Below are 23,380 nucleotides of genomic sequence, written 5' to 3'. Positions count from 1 at the left end.
CGATGAGTAAATTACGTGTATATGAATACGCCAAAAAAAATAATCTATCGAGTAAACAAGTTATTGAGACATTAAAGTCATTAAATGTGGAGGTGGCCAATCACATGTCCACAATCGATGAAACAGTTGTAAAAAAACTAGACGAAAAAACGAAGAAGCCTCAAAAATCAACAGCTCCAGCAACGAATAAGCAAGGAGCAAAAGCAGAGAGCCAGGGGAAGGCGCCTCAGCAAAAAAATCGTCCGTCTAACGCAGGACAGGGCGGTAACAATGGGAAGAAGCGTGGAAACGTAAAACAGCAAGGTAAACATCGTGGGCAGGCGCAACGACCAAACCATTCAGATGGAAATAAAGGAAAAAGTAAGGCAAAAGCAAAAGCGCCAGTTGAGAAAAAAATATCTGTCAGTGGCAATATGACGGTAGGGCAATTGGCAGAAAAAATGAAAAAAGAACCAGCTGAATTAATTAAACAGTTAATGCAGCTCGGCATTATGGCAACGATCAATCAAGATGTCGATACGGATACAATTACGTTAATCGCCGAAGAAAATGGCTTTGAGGTTGAAGTGAAAGAGGTTATCGACACAACAGATTTAGCGACACATGATCAAGAGGATCGCGAAGAGCAGTTAGAGATCCGTCCAGCCGTCGTTACGATCATGGGACACGTCGACCATGGAAAAACGACGCTATTAGATGCTATTCGAAAATCAAAAGTTACAGACTCTGAAGCTGGCGGGATCACACAGCATATTGGCGCATATCAAATTGAGGAAAACAATAAAAAAATTACCTTCCTTGATACGCCTGGACATGCCGCGTTTACGACGATGCGTGCACGTGGTGCAGAAGTCACCGATATTACAGTGCTCGTCGTTGCGGCAGACGACGGCGTCATGCCACAAACCGTTGAAGCGATCAACCATGCGAAGGCAGCGGAAGTACCTATCATTGTTGCTGTTAACAAAATGGATAAACCAGCGGCCAATCCTGATCGCGTTATGCAGGAATTAACAGAGCATGAACTCGTTCCAGAAGCATGGGGCGGCGAGACGATTTTCGTGCCACTGTCGGCCGTCAATCGTGAGGGGATTGATGATCTTCTCGAAATGATTCTCTTAATGGCTGAAGTTGAAGAATATAAAGCAAATCCAAATCGAAGAGCAGCAGGTTCCGTCATTGAAGCAGAGCTTGATAAAGGACGCGGTCCGGTCGCAACATTGCTTGTCCAAAAAGGAACACTTCGTATTGGAGATGCGCTCGTCGTTGGAAATACGTCCGGTCGTGTGCGCGCAATGGTAAACGATCTAGGGCGACGAATTAAAGAAGCTGGACCTTCAACACCTGTTGAAATTACTGGGCTTAACGAAGTGCCTCTTGCGGGTGATCCATTTATCGTCTTTAACGACGAAAAAACAGCGCGTCAAGTAGGTGAGGCAAGAGCGCAGAAGCAGCTTGACAAAGATCGTGGCGAGAAATCACGTATTAGCCTTGATGACCTGTTTGAACAGATTAAACAAGGTGAAATGAAAGAGCTCAACTTGATCGTAAAAGCGGACGTACAAGGCTCGGTCGAAGCTTTGGCTGCATCACTACAAAAGATCAACGTTGAAGGTGTTAAAATCAATATTATTCATACCGGTGCTGGTGCAATCACTGAATCAGATATTATTTTGGCATCTGCCTCCAATGCGATTGTGATTGGCTTTAACGTAAGACCAGATACAAATGCAAGACAAACGGCTAAGCTTGAAAATGTCGACATCCGACAGCATAACGTGATTTATCGGGCGATTGAAGAGATTGAAGCAGCAATGAAAGGTCTCTTAGATCCTGAATATGAAGAAATCGTGATTGGTCAGGCGGAAGTCCGGGAAACCTTTAAAGTATCGAAGGTCGGTACCATTGCCGGGTGTTATGTCCTTGAAGGAAAGATATCTAGAAACGCTGGTATTCGTGTGATCCGGGATGGCGTCGTTATCTTCGAAGGTCATATCGATACGTTGAAGCGATTTAAAGATGACGCAAAAGAAGTCAGCCAAGGATATGAATGTGGTATTACCGTACAGAAATTTAATGACATTAAAGAGGGCGACATTTTTGAAGTGTATACGATGCAAGAAGTTAAGCGCGCATGATTGCGGTCCTCGTTTTAGATTGTCATTTATACGATTGTCATTCGCTTAAACAAAAACGTGCGGTGATTCGACCCATTCTGTCTCGTTTAGGGCAAGTGGTACACATGGCGGCTACGGAGACAGGGCATCATGACCTTTGGCAACGAGCTGAGCTGACGATTGTAGCAGTTGGTCATGAAAGGCGGCCCCTCGAAAGGGACCTTGATACAGCGCTGTCTTGGTTAGATGATCAAGCAACGCTGGATGCCCGCATTGTTCTCCGAGGTTTTCAATGATGTATCGGGGTTCGGATTGAAAAGAGAGGTGGACTACGATGGGAAATCTTCGCGCAAATCGTGTAGCTGAGCAAATGAAAAAAGAGTTAGGCGATATTTTAAGCCGGAAAATTAAAGACCCGCGGGTTGGTTTTGTGACCGTAACTGATGTTGAGGTCTCCGGTGATCTCCAACTCTCGACTGTTTACATTTCTGTGCTTGGAGACGATGAAAAAAAGCAAGATACACTACAAGGCCTCTTGAAAGCGAAAGGATTTATTCGCTCTGAAATAGGCCAGCGCATTCGTCTCAGAAAAACGCCAGAACTGACATTTGAATTTGATGAATCCATCGAATACGGCAACCGAATTGAGCATTTGCTTGCCGATTTAAATGATAAAAATCAGTAGTCAAGTGGTTTTTATCCTGTTTTAAGAGTGTAGACAAAGTCAGCTAGACTTTGTCTACATTTTTTTAAGCACAAAGTTCTGTTCAGTCTAGAACGCTGTCATTTTACGTTTCAAGTTAAGTGAACCGAGTGAGTGATCGGATGCGAGCGTTTGTCAGTGGACTGACACAGCTTGATCTAAGACAATGCTCTCTTTAGTAAGATAAAGAAAGGACGACACAATAGATGGATGGAATTCTCCTCTTACATAAGCCAGCCGGTATAACGTCTAGACAATGTGTCTCAAAGGTTCAACGCCTTTTACAGACGAAGAAGGCTGGACATACTGGAACACTTGATCCAGGGGTGACTGGTGTACTCACCATCTGTCTTGGTAAGGCGACAAAAGTTGTCGAATACTTAACAGAGTCAGATAAAGCGTACCAAGCAGTTATTGCGCTTGGCACCTCAACGACAACCGAGGATGCAGAAGGAGAAATCGTTGAGAAGGTAGAGCTCACGAAATCACAAGTTAACGAAATGAATATTATGTCAACCTTAGAACGATTTAAAGGTTCGATGACACAAATCCCGCCCCTGTATTCTGCCGTAAAAGTAAAGGGAAAACGATTATATGAATATGCGCGGCAAGGGATTGAAGTAGAGCGACCAAAACGTAACATCGTCATTAAAGACATCGAACTAGTTGAACCGCTTTATGATAAAGACGGGCAGTGGATGTTTACAATTGATGTGACTTGCTCTAAAGGAACGTATATTAGAACATTGGCGACTGATATCGGTCGAGCTCTCGGGGTTCCTGCACACATGCATTCACTCATCAGGACGCGATCCGGTCCTTTTTTATTGCAAGATTGCGTGACGTTTGCCACCATAGAGAAAGGTGATTATGAATTAACACCGTTAACGAAAGCGCTAGAGGCATGGCCAGTTTTTGTTCCTTCGGCCAATCTCGCTGAAAAAATTCGCAATGGCGCCGTTCTTTCAAAGGATCTTCTCCCTTCATTTCAAGAGCGACTCATCGTTGAGGCAGAGTCGCAGGAATGGATTGCCATCTACCGGCACCATTCAGAAAAAGAGGGGATGGTCAAACCAGAAAAAATCATTGTGCTTTAAGCCAAGCTAATAAAAAGGTGGACCGACCGATGAATACGTATTATACAACCTTCCCATCAGAATGGACGACAGAAATGATGCAGCCAAAAGCGATGGCACTTGGTTTTTTGATGGTGTACATATAGGGCATCAAAAAGTCATTGAAACGGCGGTAGCAGAAGCAAAACGAAGAAACATACGCAGTGCAGTGCTCACGTTTGATCCACATCCTTCTGTTGTTTTGCAAGGAAATCGACATGTGCAATACTTGACTTCCCCCTCTGAAAAAGCAGCCTTAATTGAAGCATGCGGTGTGGATGAATTATTTATTGTTACATTTGATCAATCGTTAGCACAGTTGCGTCCAGAAGCATTTATTCAGCATTATCTCATCGACCTACAGGCTGTATTTGTCACGGCGGGGTTTGATTTTACTTTTGGCCATAAAGGATTAGGCACAGTGGACACGCTTAAAAGCTATGCTGGCAATAATTTTGACGTAGAGGTTGTTCAAGAGCAATTAGATACTAAAGAGAAAATCAGTTCAACGCGCATCCGCGGTCTCATTCAATCGGGAAATGTTGAAGAAGCGAAGCGATTACTTGGTAGGCCTTATACCCTCTCTGGAACAGTTGCGCGTGGAGAAGGGCGAGGAAAGACGATCGGGGTTCCGACAGCGAATATCGAGCCAATGCCCGAAAGCTTTGTTCCCGGGAAAGGTGTTTATGCTGTTAAAGTTCACTCAGCAGCATTTAACGGCGTACGTGGTGGCATGTGTAACGTAGGCTATAAGCCGACCTTTCATAATGAGGAGGAAGGTGTACCGACAGTAGAAGTTCATCTGTTCGATTTTGAACAGGATATTTACGGAGAGCACGTTTCGATAGAGTGGCTCACGTTTTTGCGTCCAGAACGAAAATTCCCTTCTGTCGATGCATTAATTCAGCAACTTCATCATGATCGTTTAACTGCACAAGAGATTGTTGCGAAGTATTAAAGAGCAGAGATGTTACGAATGACTGAACATGTCTTATTTTACTTGCATTTTTCTTGAAAAATCGGTATCCTTAACCCTGAACCTTTGCTTGGCATTTTGAGTCACCGACGAATGCTAGGGGAATGGGGATTTGAAATAAAAGGAGGTGGAACGGATGGCATTAACACAAGAGCGCAAAAACGAGATCATTGCACAATATAAAACGCATGAGCAAGACACAGGATCTCCAGAAGTGCAAATCGCTGTCCTGACTGAACAGATCAATTCATTAAATGAGCATTTGCGTGAACATAAGAAAGACCATCACTCACGCCGCGGACTTTTGAAAATGGTAGGTAAACGCCGTAACTTGTTAAACTACCTTCGTAAGAAAGACGTGACTCGCTACCGTGAACTGATCCAAAAACTAGGCTTGCGCCGATAAGACAGAAAAGCGGGTGGTTACACCCGCTTTTTCGCTATTTTCAAAAAAGCGCACAGTGCTAAAGTGGATCATACATATCCTCATTTTGTTAGATCAGCCTCAATTGGTAACACTAATAACAATCCCGGATACGGATCTGATGAAATATGGATCGAGAGGAGTTAGAAAATCGAATGAAATACGAGAAACAAGTATATTCTACGGAATGGGCAGGGCGAACCTTACAGGTTGAAGTAGGTGAGCTTGCCAATCAGGCCAATGGTTCCGTACTCGTGCGTTATGGAGACACGGTCGTCTTGTCGGCTGTCACAGCTTCAAACGAGCCGAAAGATTTGCCTTTTTTTCCGTTGACCGTGAATTATGAAGAACGTTTATATGCAGTAGGTAAAATACCTGGTGGGTTTATCAAACGTGAAGGTCGTCCAAGTGAAAGAGCTGTTTTAGCAAGTCGCCTCATCGATCGCCCTATTCGTCCCTTATTCCCTGATGGTTTTCGCTATGAAGTGCAAGTCATTAGTACGGTCATGAGTGTCGATCAAGACTGCTCTTCTGAAATGGCTGCAATGTTTGGCTCTTCGTTAGCGCTAACTTTGTCAGACATTCCTTTCCAAGGGCCCATTGCCGGAGTGAGCGTCGGTCGTATCGACGGTCAGTTTGTCATAAATCCGACTCAAGAGCAATTGGAAATGAGCGACATTGACCTTACCGTGGCTGGTACGAAAGATGCTGTAAACATGGTCGAGGCTGGAGCGAATGAAGTCCCTGAAGACATTATGCTAGAAGCGATCCTTTTTGGTCATGAAGAAATTAAAAAGCTCACTCATTTCCAAGAAGAAGTTCAAAAAGCGTGTGGCAAAGAGAAACGTGACGTTGAGCTGTTCACGATCGATGAAGCTGTACAGGCACGCGTGATCGAAATGGCAAAAGAGAATCTCGTGAAAGCTGTTCAAGTTCATGAAAAGAAAGAACGCGAGCAAGCGATTGACGACGTCAAAAGCGCTGTCATTGATGAGCTTGAAGCCGAAGAACAAGACGAAGCGTTTGTTAAGCAAGCGAAAACGTATATGGACACAATGGTGAAAGAAGAAGTTCGGCGCTTAATCACGGTCGAAAAAATCCGTCCGGATGGCCGTCAGATTGATGAAATCCGTCCGCTTTCCTCTGAAGTTTCTAAATTGCCTAGAACACACGGATCTGGACTGTTTACACGTGGACAAACCCAGGCATTAAGCGTGTGTACCCTTGGTCCGCTCGGAGATGTGCAAATTATTGACGGACTTGGCATTGAAGAGTCCAAGCGGTTTATGCACCATTATAACTTCCCACAATACAGTGTTGGGGAAACTGGACCAATTCGTGCACCAGGGCGTCGGGAAATTGGTCACGGAGCGCTTGGCGAACGTGCGCTAGAGCAGGTAATTCCGACGAAAGAAGAGTTCCCGTACACAATTCGTCTCGTTTCTGAAGTGCTAGAATCTAACGGTTCAACATCTCAAGCAAGCATTTGCGCAAGCACATTGGCAATGATGGATGCAGGTGTTCCAATCAAAGCGCCTGTGGCAGGTATTGCGATGGGACTCGTAAAGCAAGGGGACCATTACACGATCTTAACCGATATTCAAGGGATGGAAGACGCCCTTGGCGACATGGACTTTAAAGTTGCTGGAACGAGTAACGGTGTGACGGCACTTCAAATGGACATTAAAATTGAAGGCTTATCGAGAGAGATTTTAGAAGAAGCGTTGCAACAGGCGAAAAAAGGTCGAATGCAAATTTTGAACCATATGACGTCTGTCATGAGCAGTCCACGCGAACAACTTTCTGCATACGCTCCTAAAATTTTGATCACCCAAATCAATAAAGATAAAATTCGTGACGTTATTGGGCCAATGGTAAGCAAATCAATAAAATCATTGAGGAAACGGACGTTAAAATCGACATTGAACAGGATGGAACAATTTATATTTCATCACTTGACCAAGCGCAAAACGAGAAAGCGAAGCAAATCATCGAAGATCTCGTCCGCGAAGTCGAAGTCGGTCAAATGTATCTAGGAAAAGTAAAGCGAATTGAAAAGTTCGGTGCTTTCGTAGAACTGTTTAATGGTAAGGATGGGCTCGTCCATATTTCTGAGCTTGCTGAAGAACGGATTGGCAAAGTGGAGGACGTTGTCTCCATTGGAGATGAAATTCTCGTTAAGGTGACCGAGATTGACCGTCAAGGCCGTGTGAATTTGTCCCGCAAAGTGGTTTTAAAGGAACAGAAGAAAAAAGAAGCCGACAACAATAATGCGTAATGAGACAGAAGCTAGAGCACTAGCTTCTTTTTAAATGCTTTTTTGGTCTACCTTGTCCCCTTGATGCATAAAGTACATCAGGAGGCATGGACATGAAACGAAATTTAATGTCATGGTTGGTTTTTACAGTGCTATGTGTAGGGATGCTGGCCGTCCTCTTTTCATCACCTGTCGATTATTATATACAGACATTAAAAAATGGGGAGACCGTGCTCGTTACAGCGACTGACAGTGAGAGTCGTTTAAGAGAGCAAATTGAAGCACACGCAGATAAAGTGAACATTCCGCCAAAGAATGCGGTTGTCGATCGTGTATGGAAAGCGATACCAGGGTTGAACGGCTTAGAAGTAGACGTAGATGCATCGTTAGAACGAATGAAGAAAAAACAACGCTTTCAAGAAAACCTCGTCGTTTTTAAAGAGGTCCCACCTCAAGTGACGCTAAGTGATCTACCGCCAGCACCTGTGTATAAAGGGCATCCTGATAAGCCGATGGTTGCTTTTATCGTAAACGTCGCGTGGGGAAATGAGTATATTCCAGATATTCTCCAAATCCTTCGCGAAGAAGGTCTTCGCGTGAGCTTCTTTTTAGAAGGACGTTGGACGAAGGAAAACATGGAGCTCGCCCGCATGATCGCTCAAGACGGTCATTCTATTGGCAACCATTCGTACAGTCATCCGCAGATGGAACGACTTAGCTTGGAGGCGGCTCGTCAGGAGATATCAAAAACGAATGAAGTGATTGAAGCGGTTTTAGGAAATAAACCGCAATGGTTTGGTCCGCCAAGCGGAGGTTATAATGATCTAACGATACAAGCTGCTGCAGAAGAAAACATGAGAACGGTTCTATGGAGCGTCGACACGATCGATTGGAAAAATCCTAATCCAGACGAAATGGCTGCACGAGTGAGTGAGCAAATCCATCCAGGTGCCATTGTTCTCATGCATCCGACAGAAGCAGTCACAAAAGGATTACGCCCGATGATTAAGCAAATACAGGCGAAGGACTTACGGATTTCTAATATTTCAGATGTCCTTTCTGAGCAAAGAAAAAGCCAAGAAGTCGTTTCGCTCTTGCTAGATGACTTTTAAATCAAACGCTGGTAGAATAAACGTTGTCTTTTATGAAAAATTACGCGCCGCGTTTTTGCGGCGCTTTTACATGCAATAGGGGGATTTTTCTTGGTTAAAACACACACGCTGTCGAATGGCGTTCGCATCGTTTCTGATCCAATGCCGTTCACTCGTTCAGTATCCATTGGTATTTGGATTCATGTCGGTTCGCGCCATGAGCCTTCTCACCTAAGTGGGATGGCGCATTTTGTTGAACATATGCTTTTTAAAGGTACAGCATCTCGCTCGGCTCGCGACATTGCTGAACAATTTGACCGGATTGGTGGTCAAATCAATGCTTTTACGACAAAGGAATATACGTGCCTTCACGCGAAAGTGATTGACACACATGCTAATCAGGCATTAGAGATTTTAGCGGATATGTTCTTTCATTCTCAGTTTCTCACGGCAGATATTGAAAAGGAAAAACAAATTATTTATGAAGAAATTAAAATGTATGAAGACACGCCGGATGAGCTCGTACACGACCTGTTGATGGAAGCGGCATATCCAGAACAAGCATTCGGCCGTTCCATTCTTGGAAGCGAGCAAACAGTCAGCACATTCACAGCAAAAACCGTCAGTGAATTTCAACGAAATACGTATCAGCCACAGCGCGTCGTTATTTCTGTCGCGGGACATTACTCTCCTGAGTTCATTACGGAAATCGGCGAATCATTTTCTTCATTTCCAAGTATGGAAAGCGACATTTGTTTACATGAAGAAGCCATTTTTACACCAAAACAAATCAATCGGCAAAAAGAAACCGAGCAAACGCACGTTTGTTTCGGGTTTGAAGCTGTTTCTAGTCAAAGTGAAGCGATTTATCCGCTGGCCATTGTCAATAATCTCCTTGGTGGAAGTATGAGCAGTCGTCTTTTTCAACATATCCGTGAAGACAGGGGACTCGCTTATTCCGTTTACTCCTATTTCTCTACCTACGAAGATCAAGGATTATTTACAATTTATGCGGGGGTCGCCAACGATCAGCTTGACGAACTGAAAGAAGCGATCGAATACAATGTACGTCAGCTCGTCTTACATGGAATAACGCTTGACGAATTAGCAGCACAAAAAGAGCAGTTAAAAGGACATATTTTATTATCGTCTGAAGGTACAGACAGCCGGATGGAGCAAAATGGTAAGAACGAACTGTTATTAGGCCAGCCACAGACGGTGGAGTCGTTTATTTCACGACTAGAAGCAGTCACCTTTGATGAACTGCATAGGTTTGTTGAGCAATGTTTAACAAAAGAACCAGCGATTGCGATTGTGTCCCCTTAAAAAGATGTCATTCATCTCTGCCTTCTTATCGTTCATGTTCATCTAGTATGTTTTAAGCTTGGCGAGGAAAGCAGGAAAATCCTAATAAACACTTTTGGCGTTCTTTCTTTAGGGAGGAACGCTTTTTTGTGCATCTTTGAAAAGAATGAATTGTCGGCGCATCACATACGTTTATATAAGAAGAACATAGGAAAAGAGGGGACACGCATGCGGTTTAGTGAATTGGGACGTAAAGAAATGATTGATGTGACGAACGGACAACGCCTCGGTATGATCGGCGATGCAGATATTGAGCTGGACGAGCAAACAGGAGAAATTGTGAACGTGTATTTGCCGCAATACCGAATGTGGGGATTGAAAAAATCAGAATCGATACACACATTGCGATGGGACCAGATTCAACGGATTGGTAAAGATATGATTATCATCGAAATCGAGCATAAATCCGGCTAGGACGAATCACCTTCTAAGGCTTTTATCCATACACTATGGGTGAACGTAACCCTGCTGAAAGTGAATGGGAAAGTAAAAAAGAAGGTGATGTGATGAGTGCAGGAAAGCATATTGCGCTGTACGGCGGAGATGCTCGCCAACTTGAAGTCGTACGCCGCTTGCATGAAAATGGCTGTCGCATGAGTCTATTTGGCTATGATCAGCTTGATGTCACGCTTGCGGGAGCAACAAAACGAGACATCAAAGAATTTTCCCTCTCTGATGTTGACGCCATTATCCTCCCTGTTTCAGGATTGCAAAAAGATGGAACAGTTGAAACGATTTTTTCCGACGGTCCTCTAACATTAACGAAAGAACATATCGAACAAACGCCGAACCATTGTCAAGTGTTTACCGGCATTGCTAGTGAGAAATTAAAAACACTCTGTAAAGAGGCAGGTCGCCAGCTCGTGCCACTTTTTGATCGCGATGATGTGGCAATTTATAATTCTATACCGACGGCTGAAGGAACGGTGATGATGGTCATTCAACATACCGATCAAACCATTCATTCGGCAAAGGTCGCCGTATTAGGCTGGGGAAGAACTGGAATTACTGTCGCTAGAACATTTCGTTCCCTCGGAGCAGATGTCCGTTGTGCAGCGCGAAGTTCGGCGCATTTAGCTCGAATTGAAGAGAGTGGACACAAGCCATTTCACATCGATGACCGTGCCGCTTATTTACAAGATGTTGACGTTTGTATTAATACCATTCCCTCTCTCATTCTAAGTAAGGACGTCTTAGATTCCATGCCTGAGAATGTTCTCATTGTTGACCTTGCCTCTAAGCCAGGAGGAACTGATTTTAAATACGCCGAGGAAAAAGGCATTAAAGCATTGCTGGCACCGGGACTGCCCGGAATTGTCGCACCAAAAACAGCCGGTCAAATTCTTGCAAAAGTACTCTCTCAGCTGCTTGAGCCGAAACCACCAGTGAAAGGAGAGGAACGTTTGTGAGGTTAAAAGGAAAGCGAATCGGATTTGGAATGACCGGCTCGCATTGTACGTATGAAGAAGTGCTGCCGCAATTACAATCTTTAATGGATGAAGGGGCGACCGTCGTACCAGTTGTTACGCCAACCCTTGTCATGACGAGCACACGCTTTGGCAAGGCTGGAGAATGGGTTGAAAAAATTGAAGAAGCGACAGGGCAAAAAGTGATTGATTCGATTGTCGGTGCGGAGCCTTTAGGTCCAAAGCATCCGCTAGACTGTATGGTCGTCGCCCCATTAACCGGGAATTCGTTAAGTAAGTTTGCAAACGCGATGACGGATTCTCCAGTACTCATGGCTGCTAAAGCGACGCTCCGTAATCGTAAGCCTGTCGTGCTCGGTATTTCTACCAATGATGCGCTTGGACTCAATGGGACGAATTTGATGAAATTAATGACTGCCAAGCATATTTATTTTATCCCTTTTGGGCAGGATGATCCGCTGAAAAAACCGACTTCACTTGTCGCTCGAATGTCAGAGTTACTTCCTGCTGTGGAAGCGGCGCTTGAAGGCAGACAACACCAGCCTGTGCTTGTAGAAAATAAATAAAAGCCGAAGCTGCCAGTTGACAATTTGGTATGAAGGTGACAGAAAAGCCCTTATCGCTTAGCACGTTTGCTCCAGAATGCAGATAAAGTTTATTATCGATATCTTCCGTACTTTGTAGCGTCTGTTGCATAACTCTCTATTCATTTTCAGCCTAGCTTAAAAACGCTTGTCAGCCAAGGAGCGCTGACGCGTCAAAGGCTCGAAAAGGGCATCGGTTGATGAGAGGAAGGTCAGCCAAGTAGTGACGGATGAAAGCGTTTGTCGGCAGGTTGTAGCAAAGCCCCTTCGTTTGGGGCGTTTGCTTGTCTATCAAGCTATGATAAAATACGTGTAGAACAATAGCGAAAACTACGTTTTTCATACTTGAGAGGAGAATTCCATGAACGAACAACAAACTTACCATGTGGCTGTCGTGGGTGCGACTGGCGCCGTTGGCCAAACAATGCTTGAAACATTAGAAAAAAGACAATTTCCTGTCGGGAAGCTGACATTGCTATCTTCCGAGCGTTCTGCTGGAAAAAAACGAATATATAATAACGAAACGTATGAAGTACAAGTGGCTACGCCTGAAGCTTTTGAAGGCGTAGATATTGCTTTGTTCAGCGCAGGAGGATCTGTTTCCAAAAAGCTGGCGAAAGAAGCCGTCAAACGCGGTGCTGTTGTGATCGATAATACGAGTGCTTTCAGAATGGATCAAGATGTACCCCTCGTAGTGCCTGAGGTAAACCCAGACGCGTTGAAGGATCATCAAGGAATTATCGCCAATCCAAACTGTTCAACGATCCAAATGGTCGCGGCGTTAAAGCCGATTCAGGAGAAGTTTGGTCTGAAGCGCGTGATCGTGTCGACATACCAAGCAGTTTCAGGAGCAGGAACCGAAGCCATTGAAGAGATGAAGGAACAATCAGCAGCTGTCTTAGAAGGAAAAACGCCGTCAGCTAGCGTACTTCCAGCTGGCGGAGATAAGCGCCATTTTCCAATTGCATTTAACGCCATTCCGCAAATCGATCTCTTTCAAGATAATGGTTATACATTTGAAGAAATGAAAATGATCAATGAAACGAAAAAAATTCTCCAAGACGAAAGTTTATCAGTTGCAGCGACATGCGTCCGTTTGCCGATTGAATCCGGGCATGCTGAATCTGTTTATTTTGAAACTGAAGCAGACCGTGTTGGCGCATCTGAAGTGCAAAACCTATTACGCGATGCGGACGGAGTCACTTTGCAGGATGACCCAGCGTCACAAGAATATCCGATGCCTGCGATGGCTGCTGGAAAAAATGACGTGTTTGTCGGGCGTATCCGTAAAGATTTAAATGTAGACAATGGCATTCACATGTGGGTCGTAGCAGACAATCTCTTAAAAGGTGCAGCGTTAAACTCTGTGCAAATTGCTGAAAAAATGATCGAGCTCGGTCTCATGAAGTCAAAGTGAAGGTGTGTAGTGAATGGCTAAGGTAATTGTGCAAAAATTTGGTGGCACGTCCGTCAAAGACGAAACGTCACGGCAAAAAGCTGTGGCTCATGTGAAAAGAGCGTTAGCAGAAGGGTATAAGGTCGTGGTCGTCGTTTCAGCCATTGGGCGCAAGGGAGCGCCGTATGCTACCGATACACTGCTTAGCCTATTGTCCTCTGAAACCGACGCCAGAGCGATGGATTTAATGGCATCATGTGGAGAAATTATTTCGTCTGTCGTTTTCCAAGACTTGTTAAAAGCGCGCGGCATTTCTGCAGTGGCGATGACGGGTGCGCAAGCAGGATTTAAAACGACGAGCGATTTTGGTGATGCGAAAATTACAGAAATGTGCTGTGACCAGGTGACATCTGCATTTGAAACGTATGACTGTGTTGTTGTCGCTGGTTTTCAAGGTATGGATGAGGAAGGAAACGTAACGACATTAGGACGTGGTGGCAGTGATACGTCTGCGTCCGCCCTCGGTGCGGCGCTAGGCGCGGATTGGATTGACATATTCACGGATGTCGAAGGAGTCATGACAGCAGATCCACGCATCGTTAAAGATGCCAGACCTTTACCGATGGTCACGTATACAGAAATTTGTAATATGGCCTACCAGGGAGCAAAGGTGATTCATCCAAGAGCGGTAGAAATTGCGATGCAGGCAAAAATTCCGATTCGTGTTCGGTCGACTCACTCAGAAGCGCCAGGAACGCTCGTAACGGCACTTGTCAAGCCGACCGATCGTGTAACTGATGTGCATGACAACGTAGTAACAGGCATCACTCATGTAGCTGATGTATCACAAATCACGGTCGTTGCTGAAGAGGAACAAAGGTTACCGCAGGCGGACATCTTCAAGGCAATGGCTGATCAAGGGATTTCCGTTGATTTTATTTCCATTACGCCTCGGACTGTTACCTATACCGTTCAAAAAGAAGCAACATTACGAACAGAGACGCTGCTAAAGTCCCTTGGGTTATCACCACGTATTAGAAAAAATTGCGCTAAAGTATCGGCAGTCGGTGCAGGGATGACAGGGGTGCCTGGCGTTATTTCGACGATCGTTCAATCGTTAAGCGGTGAAGGGATTGAGATTTTACAATCCGCTGACTCTCATACGACCATTTGGGTGCTCGTAGACGGTGTTCACCTAGAGAAAGCCGTCAATGCCTTACACAAAACCTTTTTGTCTTCTTTTCGAGATAAGCGAATCGCAGATGATGAAGATGAAACGTTACGTGTCTAGCATTTGGGTAGCGTATAGAGGGGTTTAAGATGAAAGAGAAAGGGGTGTTATTCATGGATGTCGGTCACTTGCTTACGGCAATGGCGACCCCTTTTGATGGCAAGGGGAACGTAGACTTCCAAAAAATTAGTCAACTGATTGATTGGTTGATTAGAAAAAAAACGTCGGCGCTCGTCGTGACAGGAACGACGGGCGAATCGCCAACTTTGACAAAAGAAGAAAAAGTAGCACTCTGGACGCATGTTGTAAAAGAGACCGGTGGAAGAATTCCTGTTATTGCTGGTGTTGGAACGAACAACACTCGTGAAACGATTGAAATGGCTAAGAAAGCGGAGCAATCGGGCGTCGATGGTCTCATGTGCGTCGTTCCCTATTATAATAAGCCAAATGAAGAAGGTGTATTACAGCACATATCTGCGGTGACGAACGCTGTACAACTGCCAATGATGCTTTACCACATTCCCGGGCGCACTGGCGTTAAGCTCTCCGTCGATGGTCTCGCGGCCATTTGCTCTTTGCCCAATGTCTTTGCTGTAAAAGAGTCGAGTGGGGACTTGGCACAAGTCTCGGAGCTGATTTCTCGAGTGCCTGGTGTGAATGTTTACAGTGGAGACGACGATTTAGCCTTGCCAATGGCCGCTGTCGGTGCTAAAGGTGTTGTTTCCGTTGCTTCTCACATCGTTGGAGAAGAGTTAGACCATATGCTTACTGCGTTTCAGCGTGGCAACACCGTCGAAGCGGCGCGAATTCATCGCATGCTATCCCCGCTCATGAAAGCACTGTTTATTGCACCAAATCCGGTTCCAGTAAAAACGGCATTACAGTTGTGTGGCCTCGATGTAGGTAGCGTACGCTTGCCACTCACGCCCTTAACAAACGACGAGCGTGAGCTCTTGCAAACCATTTTAGGGAAAAAATGACGCAATAACCGAAGTCATTTTAATCAATATAGCTCATATGAGAGTGTAGACAATGTGATGCAAATTGTTGTCTGCACTCTTTTTATGTTCAGTCTTAAAAAGGTTTCGTATGTTTTCCTGACAAACGTTCATACTACAGGCAAAATAGGAAAAGGGTGATTCCATGGTCACGAAAGCAACATCTAATGAAGAACAGCAGCCCAATGAAGATGAATCAAAGGAAGGGACTCCATCTGACAGCATTATGTCTAAAATTCAGCAGCTTGGTCAAACCAATGTGCCGAACGCACCCGATTCCAACATTCACTGTTTGAATATTATTGGGCAAATTGAAGGGCATCTTCAGCTCCCTCCACAAAATAAAACGACGAAATATGAGCACCTCATTCCGCAAATTGTAGCGATTGAACAAAACCCAAAAATTGAAGGACTGCTCGTTTTACTAAATACGGTCGGTGGAGATGTTGAAGCAGGGTTAGCGATTGCGGAAATGATCGCTTCGATGAATAAGCCGAGTGTCTCAATTGTCCTTGGTGGCGGGCATAGTATAGGGGTCCCTATTGCTGTCAGCACCGATTATTCAATGATTGCAGAGACAGCAACGATGACGATTCACCCCATTCGTTTAACCGGCCTCGTCATCGGTGTACCACAAACCTTTGAATATTTGGACAAAATGCAAGAACGTGTGATTAATTTTGTTACGTCCCATTCCAATGTTGAAGAAGAGAAGTTTAAAGAGCTAATGCTATCAAAAGGAAACTTGACGAGAGATATTGGGACAAACGTCGTCGGTGCAGACGCAGTTGATTATGGGCTGATTGATGAAGTCGGTGGTGTTGGAACAGCGCTGATGAAGCTTCAGTCTTTAATAGATGAAAGAAAGCCTGAGCAAGAGAAGGTGATTCAATGATTTTATACACCGCTACCCCTCCAGAGATGATTTTTCAATCAGACGCTCAAGAATTTCAAAAGCGAAAAACGGTGCAATGGGAAAATTGTTCCTTGCTTGTCGAAGAGACTGAGGAGCAAAACTATCGCGTTGTCCAAGTGCTAAGTTCTGACCCTAAGCATTATATAGATCAGCAAATAGCCCCAGGACAAATTCTCCCTTTCCTGCCAAAATCATAGAGTCCCTTAACCATTGTGTGATATACTCACAAGAAGACGATGCTTATAAAGCAGCCAGGGGAGGCTGCTTTCTTTTCACATATGAACGACTCACAAACGTGTTATCGGATTTGTGAGATAAAGAGGTGGGGACCTAATGGCAAAAACAAGAAAAAAAAACTGACGAAACGAAAACGGGCCTGGCTCTCCCAATTTTATTTTGAGATTGCCGGTTTACTTTTGTTGGCACTGACCCTCATCAGTGCAGCGCAGCTCGGAGCGGTAGGCCGAGCACTCTATGATTTGCTACGCTTTTTTGTAGGAAGCTGGTATGTCATACCGCTGATCGGCGGAATTGTCTTGTCGCTGTATTTTATGATCAAACGCAAGTGGCCAGCGTTTTTTACCCAGCGTTTATCAGGTGTGTACCTCATCGTGCTGTCTTTGCTTTTATTTAGTCATGTGAGCTTATTCGTAGCTCTTTCAAGAGAAGGTGTATTTAACGATCCGTCAGTGATCCGAAATACATACGAATTGTTCATGCAAGAAATCGCCTCACAGGAAACGACCGTTGAGCTTGGTGGAGGGATGATCGGCGCTGTAGCATATGCGATGTTTCACTTTTTATTTGCGGCTACCGGGACACGTATTTTTGCCATCTTCTTAGCTGCAATTGGAGCCCTGTTATTATCTGGTAAATCGCTCCACGATTTATTTGGGAAGCTGGCCGGTTGGACGAAGAAAGGCGCTCTACATTTACGCGAAAACTTTAGGGAAAGCTTGCGTGAGTGGAAAAAGACGAAACAGGAGCAAAAGGAGAAACAGCCTGAGCGTAAAGAAGAACAAGTCGAGTCATCAGACAATGAACATGTTGCATCCATTGAATCAGACAATGACCAGTCTCCAATCATCCAAGATTTCACAGAAACCGCCTACGCAACCGCGCCCCAAGAGCAAGATCATGGTAATCACGACGTTTTAGCGCCGTATGATGTGGAAGAGTCAGACGAAGCAGTGTCTACAAGTCATGACACAGAAGGAACGGCACCAGAGCTCGTAACAACAGAAATGGAAAACAAGCAATATGAGCTACCTGATATGACGTTACTTTCGCCGCCTAAAAATAGCAATCAATCAAGAGAAAAAAAGCAACTGACTGCCAATGCGAAAAAGCTTGAAAAAACCTTTCAAAGCTTCGGTGTAAACGCTAGGGTGACGAAAGTTCATTTAGGCCCGGCTGTGACAAAATATGAAGTCTATCCTGAAGTAGGGGTCAAGGTGAGTAAGATTGTCAACTTAAATGACGATTTAGCACTCGCGCTCGCTGCCAAAGATATTCGTATTGAAGCACCGATCCCAGGAAAATCCGCTGTGGGTATCGAAGTTCCTAATCAAGAAGTTGCAATGGTCAATTTACGTGAGGTTTTGGATACAAAAGCGGCTCATGAATCAAGCAGTCACTTAATGATGGCGTTAGGACGTGACATCTCTGGTGAGGCCATTATGGCCGAACTAAACAAAATGCCGCACTTGCTTGTAGCAGGTGCGACAGGGAGTGGGAAAAGTGTCTGTGTTAACGGCATCATTGTGAGCATATTGATGAGAGCAAAACCTCATGAAGTTAAAATGATGATGATTGATCCGAAAATGGTAGAGCTTAATGTGTATAACGGCATTCCCCACTTACTCGCCCCAGTCGTAACCGATCCGAAAAAAGCGTCACAAGCGCTTAAAAAGGTTGTTGCTGAGATGGAGCGGCGCTACGATTTGTTTTCTCATTCGGGTACACGAAATATAGAAGGGTACAATGAGTATATCCGCCGTGAAAATGAAGGAAGAGAAGAGCAACAGCCGAGCTTGCCGTTTATCGTCGTCATTGTTGATGAATTAGCTGATTTAATGATGGTCGCCTCAAGCGATGTAGAGGATGCCATCACACGCTTGGCACAAATGGCACGGGCAGCAGGCATTCATTTAATTATCGCAACACAGCGCCCATCTGTAGACGTTATTACTGGAGTCATTAAAGCAAATATCCCGTCCCGGATCGCGTTTAGCGTCTCTTCGCAAACCGATTCGCGAACGATTTTAGATTCAGGTGGGGCTGAAAAGCTCTTAGGACGAGGCGACATGCTCTTTTTACCGGTCGGTGCTTCCAGACCAACAAGAGTGCAAGGGGCATTTTTATCTGACGATGAAGTAGAACGTGTCGTGAATCACGTCATTACACAGCAAAAAGCGCAGTATCAGGAAGAAATGATTCCCGACGAGACCGAGCAAGTCACGTCTGAAGTTGAGGATGAGCTTTATGATGACGCAGTGTCTTTAATCGCCGAAATGCAAACGGCATCAGTGTCGATGCTACAGCGTCGCTTCCGCATTGGTTATACACGAGCTGCAAGACTGATCGATGCGATGGAGGAGCGGAACATCGTCGGGCCTTATGAGGGAAGTAAACCAAGGGAAGTGCTCGTCTCTAAGCCTTCAGTGGACGAAGCTTCCAATTCATGAAATGAAATAACAGACGAGGAGGAGATGTCATGACTTTAGAGGTATACAACGAAAAAGCGCATGAAGTGAATGGCTTTCATGTCCACCTACTAAAAAATGACTCGTTTAAAACAAATACGCTGATCTTAAAGCTAAGGGCGCCATTGGACGAAAAAACGGTCGCCGGAAGGGCATTGCTTGCACAGGTGCTCGAAAGTGCGACCGAAAAGTTTCCGACAACAAAATCGCTTCGCTCTGAACTGGAGCGTTTGTACGGAGCACGTCTGGATGTCGATGTATCGAAAAAAGGTAATGATCACTTAATCACCTTCCGAGTCGACATGGTGAATGAGAAGTTTTTAAAAGAGGATTCATCATTGTTAGAGACGGCTATCCAAATGCTTTCTGACGTACTTCTGCGACCAGCGATGGACAATGGTCAGTTTAAGGCAGATATCGTCGAGCGGGAAAAACGTGCGCTCATACAGCGTCTCGATGCGATTCTTGATGATAAAATGCGCTATGCGGGTGTGCGTCTTATTGAAGAAATGTGCGCCAATGAAGTGTTTCGCCTTCATCCGTATGGAGAACGTCAAGCGATACGCGAGCTTGAAATGGCTGAACTGGTACGTATGTATCAAGCTGTGCTCATGAATGACCAGATGGATTTATACGTCGTCGGGGATGTCGAGGAAGATGACGTCATAGCGCTTGTCTCTCGCCACTTTCAGTTTCCGAACGAACGATCGGTACAATCCCTAAAGTCTACTGATGCTCCGGTGACTCCAACGAAAGTGAAAGACGTTCAAGAAGCTCAGGATATCATGCAAGGAAAGCTCAATATAGGTTACCGTGTAGCAATTGATTACGCATCAGACGACTATTTTGCTTTACAAGTGATGAATGGCATTTTTGGCGGCTTTTCGCACTCCAAATTATTTATTAATGTTCGTGAAAAAGAAAGTCTCGCGTACTATGCTGCATCCCGGTTAGAAAGCCATAAAGGACTTTTGCTTGTGATGAGCGGTATCGAGTTTGAACAGTTTACGAAGACGAGAGACATCATTATTCAGCAAATGGAAGATATGCAGAAAGGGCGTTTTTCAGAAACTGAGGTCGCTCAAACGAAGGCGATGATCCGTAATCAGCTGCTTGAAATGCTGGATACGCCACGAGGAATCGTTGAAATGCTCTACAACAACCGGGTCGCAGGGACGAACCGTACTGTAGAAAACTGGCTGGAAGGTATTCAGCGTGTGAAAAACGATGATATTATCGCTGTAGCTAATAAAGCTACGCTAGATACGGTGTATTTTCTAAAAGGTCTGGAGGCGTAATTGATGCAAGAAAAAACCTTTCAACAGCTGGACGAGACCCTTTATTATGAGACGATGGACAATGGGCTGGAAGTGTATGTCCTGCCTAAAAAGGATTCAACAAAACCTTTGCCACATTTACTACTAAATACGGTTCAATTGATTCTAAATTTGTTCCGCTCGGTCAAACGGAATCATTACACGTACCGGATGGCATTGCCCATTTTCTTGAGCATAAATTGTTTGAAAAAGAAGACGGTGATGTCTTTCAGCAGTTCTCAAAACAAGGGGCTAGTGCGAACGCTTTTACTTCCTTTACACGAACAGCGTATTTGTTTTCTACGACATCAAATGTCAGTGAAAATCTCGAGACATTAATCGATTTCGTGCAAGACCCTTACTTTACGGAAGAAACGGTTGAAAAAGAAAAAGGGATTATCGGCCAAGAAATCAATATGTACAATGATAATGCAGACTGGCGTCTCTTTTTTGGCCTCATTGATGCATTACATCATCATCATCCAGTTCAAGTCGATATCGCTGGTACTGTTGCCTCGATTGACAAGATTACAGCTGACTTGCTCTATACGTGCTATAAAACGTTTTACCACCCAAGCAACATGGTGCTATTCGTGACAGGAAATGTCATACCTGAAGATATTTTTAACCAAGTCCGTACAAATCAAGCGCAGAAGCCGTTTACCGAGCAGCCGCCGGTTCAACGTTTCTTCGAGGAAGAGCCTCAGACAGCCGCCGAGCAAAACAAGGTGATTCATATGGCTGTACAAACGCCAAAATGCTTAGTCGGTTTTAAAGACCCAGCTCCATCTCGTCAAGGAGAAGAGATGTTAAAGCATGAAATTGCTGTCAATGTCGGCCTTGATTACTTGCTTGGCAAAAGCTCTTCAGCTTATGAGCGCATGTTAGAGGAAGAAATCATTGATGAAAGCTTTTCCTTTGATTACACGCAAGAGGACGGCTTCGGCTTTCTTTCTGCTGGTGGTGATACGAAGCATCCCGATCGTCTTGCCGAAGCACTCGAAACGCTGCTCATCTCATTTGAGCAAGAAGCATGGGATGAGGGGCGCGTATCATTCATTATTAAGAAGAAAATTGGCAGCTTTTTAAGGTCGTTAAATTCTCCTGAATATATTGCCAACCAATTTACCCGCTACCAGTTTAACAAGATGAACTTGTTTGATATTGTTCCTGCTCTTGAAAAGCTCACTGTCTCTGATATTCAAGAAGCGATGCGTAAAGTGATTACGAAGGAAGGAATGGCTGTGTGTCAAGTGCTACCAAAGGAGTAAATCAGATGGAGCCGGTTCGTATTCTCGTCACAGGTGCGAGCGGGGCCATCGGTGCGGCGTTGTGTGAACAACTATTCACGACGCCGTATTTTCACAAGCCCTTTCAATTGTTTGGCCAATACTACAAAAACAAAGCGCAAATGAAAAAGCTTGAGCAGCGTGCGAAAGAGACAGGCGTTTATTTTCAATCCATACAGGCAAATTTGGCAGACGTCAATGGGCCTGCTCAATGCATTGAAGCCTTACCAGATCGTCTCGATGTCATCGTTCACTGTGCCGGCTACAATTATGAAGCATTGCTGCAAGATACTGAAGAACGTGAAATATCGACTTTAATGCAAGTTCATGTCATTTCCCCGATAGCACTGACGCGTCATTTTGTTGGATATATGGCAGGAGGAGCATGCTCGTACGCCCGTATACTTTTTATTTCGTCCATCTGGGGAGAGACGGGTGGCGCGATGGAAAGTGTATATTCAGCTGCTAAGGGGGCGCAGATTGCTTTTGTCAAAGCCCTTGCTAAAGAAACGGCACGTTCTTATTTAACGGTGAACGCCGTCGCACCTGGAGCGATAGAGACCCCGATGACTTCGCATTTTTCACCGGAAGATGCTGCTGCGCTTATCGAAGATATTCCTTCTGGTCGGCTCGGTAAGCCTGAAGAGGTCGCGCGCGCGATTCTTTTTCTGCTCAACCCGACATCCAGTTACATTAACGGTCATGTGCTTTCAATCAATGGTGCTTGGTATACATAAAGTGTGCATATTATAAAGCATGTGTGTGCATCCTAAACCATGAACGTAAATAAAGGAGGATGACACCATGTCAGTGTTAAACAACTTTGAGCAGTGGAAAAGCTTTCTTGGTGACCGTCTTCAGCATGCAGAACATGCTGGGTACGATCAAAAAGCCATTTCAGAGCTGGCTTACCAAATTGGTGGCTATCTAGCGAACGAAGTCGATGCAAAAAATGATGAAGAGAAAGTATTGGCCGAGCTTTGGAAGGTTGCGGATGAGAAAGAGCAGCATGCCATTGCCAATATGATGATCAAACTTGTTCAGCAAAGCGGGCAGCAACGCCAGTAAAAGGGCCTATTGCAAGGCCCTTTTTTTCTATGTAGCAGAAATTCAACGAGTCAGCTGGGATGTTCAATGTAAGGGCATGCGTCTCGATCAACCAACGAAACAGTAAGAAAACGTATGTACATCAGTGTAAAGAGTGAAAATTTCCCCCTCTAAAAGTAACGAATTCATCTGCTCGCCCTCTCATAAATTGAAACTCTATTCGCGTCTTCGTTTCCTAGTGCACACTGGATGAGAAGCGTTTTTAAGCTAAGTTGCAAAATATTGACAGAGTTGCTAAAGCAGATGCTAAAAAGATGTAGAGAAAATGTAAAAAAGCTTTGTTCTCAATTTGTATTTTTCTTGTTTTTGAGCCCTTGTGTTTATCATCAGACGGATCAATACATTTCGAACTTTTGACCTATT

General features: G+C 44.6%; 20 protein-coding genes and 2 pseudogenes. All 22 read left to right on the top strand.

Going from position 1 to position 23,380, the window contains the following annotated elements:
• Positions 1-2: 2 nt before the first annotated feature.
• The 22 genes and pseudogenes from infB to G4V62_RS03545 all read left to right on the top strand — a co-directional run bounded on the left by infB (position 3) and on the right by G4V62_RS03545 (position 22,978).
• Entirely contained in the window at positions 3-2,138 is a 2,136-nt protein-coding gene (gene infB, locus G4V62_RS03650; RefSeq protein ID WP_165199391.1) for a translation initiation factor IF-2, read from the top strand.
• On the top strand, positions 2,135-2,413 hold the full coding sequence (locus G4V62_RS03645) for a DUF503 domain-containing protein (RefSeq protein WP_165199390.1): 279 nt from the start codon (positions 2,135-2,137) through the stop codon (positions 2,411-2,413). The genes infB and G4V62_RS03645 overlap by 4 nt, the downstream gene beginning before the upstream one ends.
• 38 nt (positions 2,414-2,451) lie before the next feature.
• Positions 2,452-2,802, top strand: coding sequence for a 30S ribosome-binding factor RbfA (gene rbfA, locus G4V62_RS03640; protein ID WP_165199389.1), 351 nt, complete (start codon positions 2,452-2,454; stop codon positions 2,800-2,802).
• A 224-nt stretch (positions 2,803-3,026) separates the two neighbouring features.
• Entirely contained in the window at positions 3,027-3,917 is an 891-nt protein-coding gene (truB, locus tag G4V62_RS03635; RefSeq protein ID WP_165199388.1) for a tRNA pseudouridine(55) synthase TruB, read from the top strand.
• 121 nt (positions 3,918-4,038) lie between these two features.
• Complete coding sequence (ribF, locus tag G4V62_RS03630) at positions 4,039-4,893, top strand: riboflavin biosynthesis protein RibF (protein WP_312855425.1); 855 nt, start codon at positions 4,039-4,041, stop codon at positions 4,891-4,893.
• A gap of 154 nt (positions 4,894-5,047) precedes the next feature.
• Positions 5,048-5,317 (top strand): 30S ribosomal protein S15, encoded by a 270-nt coding sequence (gene rpsO / locus G4V62_RS03625; protein WP_165199386.1) that lies wholly within the window; start codon positions 5,048-5,050, stop codon positions 5,315-5,317.
• A 173-nt stretch (positions 5,318-5,490) separates the two neighbouring features.
• Positions 5,491-7,613: pseudogene (gene pnp / locus G4V62_RS03620) on the top strand (polyribonucleotide nucleotidyltransferase).
• Positions 7,614-7,705: 92 nt separating this feature from the next.
• Positions 7,706-8,704, top strand: coding sequence for a polysaccharide deacetylase family protein (locus G4V62_RS03615; protein WP_246218231.1), 999 nt, complete (start codon positions 7,706-7,708; stop codon positions 8,702-8,704).
• Between the two features lie 90 nt (positions 8,705-8,794).
• Positions 8,795-10,009 (top strand): M16 family metallopeptidase, encoded by a 1,215-nt coding sequence (locus G4V62_RS03610; RefSeq protein WP_165199385.1) that lies wholly within the window; start codon positions 8,795-8,797, stop codon positions 10,007-10,009.
• 126 nt (positions 10,010-10,135) lie between these two features.
• On the top strand, positions 10,136-10,462 hold the full coding sequence (locus tag G4V62_RS03605; RefSeq protein ID WP_246218230.1) for a YlmC/YmxH family sporulation protein: 327 nt from the start codon (positions 10,136-10,138) through the stop codon (positions 10,460-10,462).
• Positions 10,463-10,554: 92 nt separating this feature from the next.
• Complete coding sequence (gene dpaA, locus G4V62_RS03600; RefSeq protein WP_165199384.1) at positions 10,555-11,457, top strand: dipicolinic acid synthetase subunit A; 903 nt, start codon at positions 10,555-10,557, stop codon at positions 11,455-11,457.
• The gene (locus tag G4V62_RS03595) at positions 11,454-12,041 is read left to right on the top strand and encodes a dipicolinate synthase subunit B (RefSeq protein ID WP_165199383.1); all 588 of its coding nucleotides are present in this window, start codon (positions 11,454-11,456) and stop codon (positions 12,039-12,041) included. Before dpaA ends, G4V62_RS03595 begins: the two co-directional genes overlap by 4 nt.
• A gap of 379 nt (positions 12,042-12,420) precedes the next feature.
• On the top strand, positions 12,421-13,476 hold the full coding sequence (locus G4V62_RS03590) for an aspartate-semialdehyde dehydrogenase (protein ID WP_165199382.1): 1,056 nt from the start codon (positions 12,421-12,423) through the stop codon (positions 13,474-13,476).
• A 13-nt stretch (positions 13,477-13,489) separates the two neighbouring features.
• Positions 13,490-14,746 (top strand): aspartate kinase, encoded by a 1,257-nt coding sequence (gene dapG / locus G4V62_RS03585; RefSeq protein WP_165199381.1) that lies wholly within the window; start codon positions 13,490-13,492, stop codon positions 14,744-14,746.
• A gap of 53 nt (positions 14,747-14,799) precedes the next feature.
• Positions 14,800-15,666 carry a 4-hydroxy-tetrahydrodipicolinate synthase gene (gene dapA, locus G4V62_RS03580; protein ID WP_165199454.1) on the top strand — a complete coding sequence of 289 codons (867 nt, stop codon included), beginning with the start codon at positions 14,800-14,802 and terminating at the stop codon, positions 15,664-15,666.
• A gap of 244 nt (positions 15,667-15,910) precedes the next feature.
• A complete protein-coding gene (locus G4V62_RS03575; RefSeq protein WP_376768260.1) occupies positions 15,911-16,579 on the top strand; it encodes a ClpP family protease in 669 nt (222 codons plus the stop codon).
• Complete coding sequence (locus G4V62_RS03570) at positions 16,576-16,797, top strand: YlzJ-like family protein (RefSeq protein WP_165199379.1); 222 nt, start codon at positions 16,576-16,578, stop codon at positions 16,795-16,797. The genes G4V62_RS03575 and G4V62_RS03570 overlap by 4 nt, the downstream gene beginning before the upstream one ends.
• Positions 16,798-16,878: 81 nt before the next feature.
• Complete coding sequence (locus G4V62_RS03565; RefSeq protein ID WP_165199453.1) at positions 16,879-19,287, top strand: DNA translocase FtsK; 2,409 nt, start codon at positions 16,879-16,881, stop codon at positions 19,285-19,287.
• A gap of 29 nt (positions 19,288-19,316) precedes the next feature.
• A complete protein-coding gene (gene yfmF / locus G4V62_RS03560) occupies positions 19,317-20,603 on the top strand; it encodes an EF-P 5-aminopentanol modification-associated protein YfmF (RefSeq protein ID WP_165199378.1) in 1,287 nt (428 codons plus the stop codon).
• A gap of 3 nt (positions 20,604-20,606) precedes the next feature.
• Positions 20,607-21,892: pseudogene (gene yfmH / locus G4V62_RS03555) on the top strand (EF-P 5-aminopentanol modification-associated protein YfmH).
• A 5-nt stretch (positions 21,893-21,897) separates the two neighbouring features.
• Positions 21,898-22,647 carry an elongation factor P 5-aminopentanone reductase gene (gene ymfI / locus G4V62_RS03550; protein WP_165199377.1) on the top strand — a complete coding sequence of 250 codons (750 nt, stop codon included), beginning with the start codon at positions 21,898-21,900 and terminating at the stop codon, positions 22,645-22,647.
• Between the two features lie 67 nt (positions 22,648-22,714).
• The gene (locus tag G4V62_RS03545) at positions 22,715-22,978 is read left to right on the top strand and encodes a DUF3243 domain-containing protein (RefSeq protein WP_165199376.1); all 264 of its coding nucleotides are present in this window, start codon (positions 22,715-22,717) and stop codon (positions 22,976-22,978) included.
• The last annotated feature ends 402 nt before the right edge of the window (positions 22,979-23,380 follow it).

This window comes from Litoribacterium kuwaitense (genome assembly GCF_011058155.1).
GTDB classification, from domain to species: Bacteria; Bacillota; Bacilli; order Bacillales; family DSM-28697; genus Litoribacterium; species Litoribacterium kuwaitense.
Note: the sequence above shows the minus strand (reverse complement) of the source record. Positions and strands in the feature narration are given on the sequence as shown.

Bases quoted from the DNA above. Each gene is read 5' to 3' on its own strand.
- infB (WP_165199391.1), top strand. From the start codon at position 3: ATGAGTAAATTACGTGTATATGAATACGCCAAAAAAAATAATCTATCG.
- G4V62_RS03645 (WP_165199390.1), top strand. From the start codon at position 2,135: ATGATTGCGGTCCTCGTTTTAGATTGTCATTTATACGATTGTCATTCG.
- rbfA (WP_165199389.1), top strand. From the start codon at position 2,452: ATGGGAAATCTTCGCGCAAATCGTGTAGCTGAGCAAATGAAAAAAGAG.
- truB (WP_165199388.1), top strand. From the start codon at position 3,027: ATGGATGGAATTCTCCTCTTACATAAGCCAGCCGGTATAACGTCTAGA.
- rpsO (WP_165199386.1), top strand. From the start codon at position 5,048: ATGGCATTAACACAAGAGCGCAAAAACGAGATCATTGCACAATATAAA.
- G4V62_RS03615 (WP_246218231.1), top strand. From the start codon at position 7,706: ATGAAACGAAATTTAATGTCATGGTTGGTTTTTACAGTGCTATGTGTA.
- dpaA (WP_165199384.1), top strand. From the start codon at position 10,555: ATGAGTGCAGGAAAGCATATTGCGCTGTACGGCGGAGATGCTCGCCAA.
- G4V62_RS03590 (WP_165199382.1), top strand. From the start codon at position 12,421: ATGAACGAACAACAAACTTACCATGTGGCTGTCGTGGGTGCGACTGGC.
- dapG (WP_165199381.1), top strand. From the start codon at position 13,490: ATGGCTAAGGTAATTGTGCAAAAATTTGGTGGCACGTCCGTCAAAGAC.
- dapA (WP_165199454.1), top strand. From the start codon at position 14,800: ATGGATGTCGGTCACTTGCTTACGGCAATGGCGACCCCTTTTGATGGC.
- G4V62_RS03575 (WP_376768260.1), top strand. From the start codon at position 15,911: ATGTCTAAAATTCAGCAGCTTGGTCAAACCAATGTGCCGAACGCACCC.
- G4V62_RS03570 (WP_165199379.1), top strand. From the start codon at position 16,576: ATGATTTTATACACCGCTACCCCTCCAGAGATGATTTTTCAATCAGAC.
- G4V62_RS03565 (WP_165199453.1), top strand. From the start codon at position 16,879: ATGAACGACTCACAAACGTGTTATCGGATTTGTGAGATAAAGAGGTGG.
- yfmF (WP_165199378.1), top strand. From the start codon at position 19,317: ATGACTTTAGAGGTATACAACGAAAAAGCGCATGAAGTGAATGGCTTT.
- ymfI (WP_165199377.1), top strand. From the start codon at position 21,898: ATGGAGCCGGTTCGTATTCTCGTCACAGGTGCGAGCGGGGCCATCGGT.
- G4V62_RS03545 (WP_165199376.1), top strand. From the start codon at position 22,715: ATGTCAGTGTTAAACAACTTTGAGCAGTGGAAAAGCTTTCTTGGTGAC.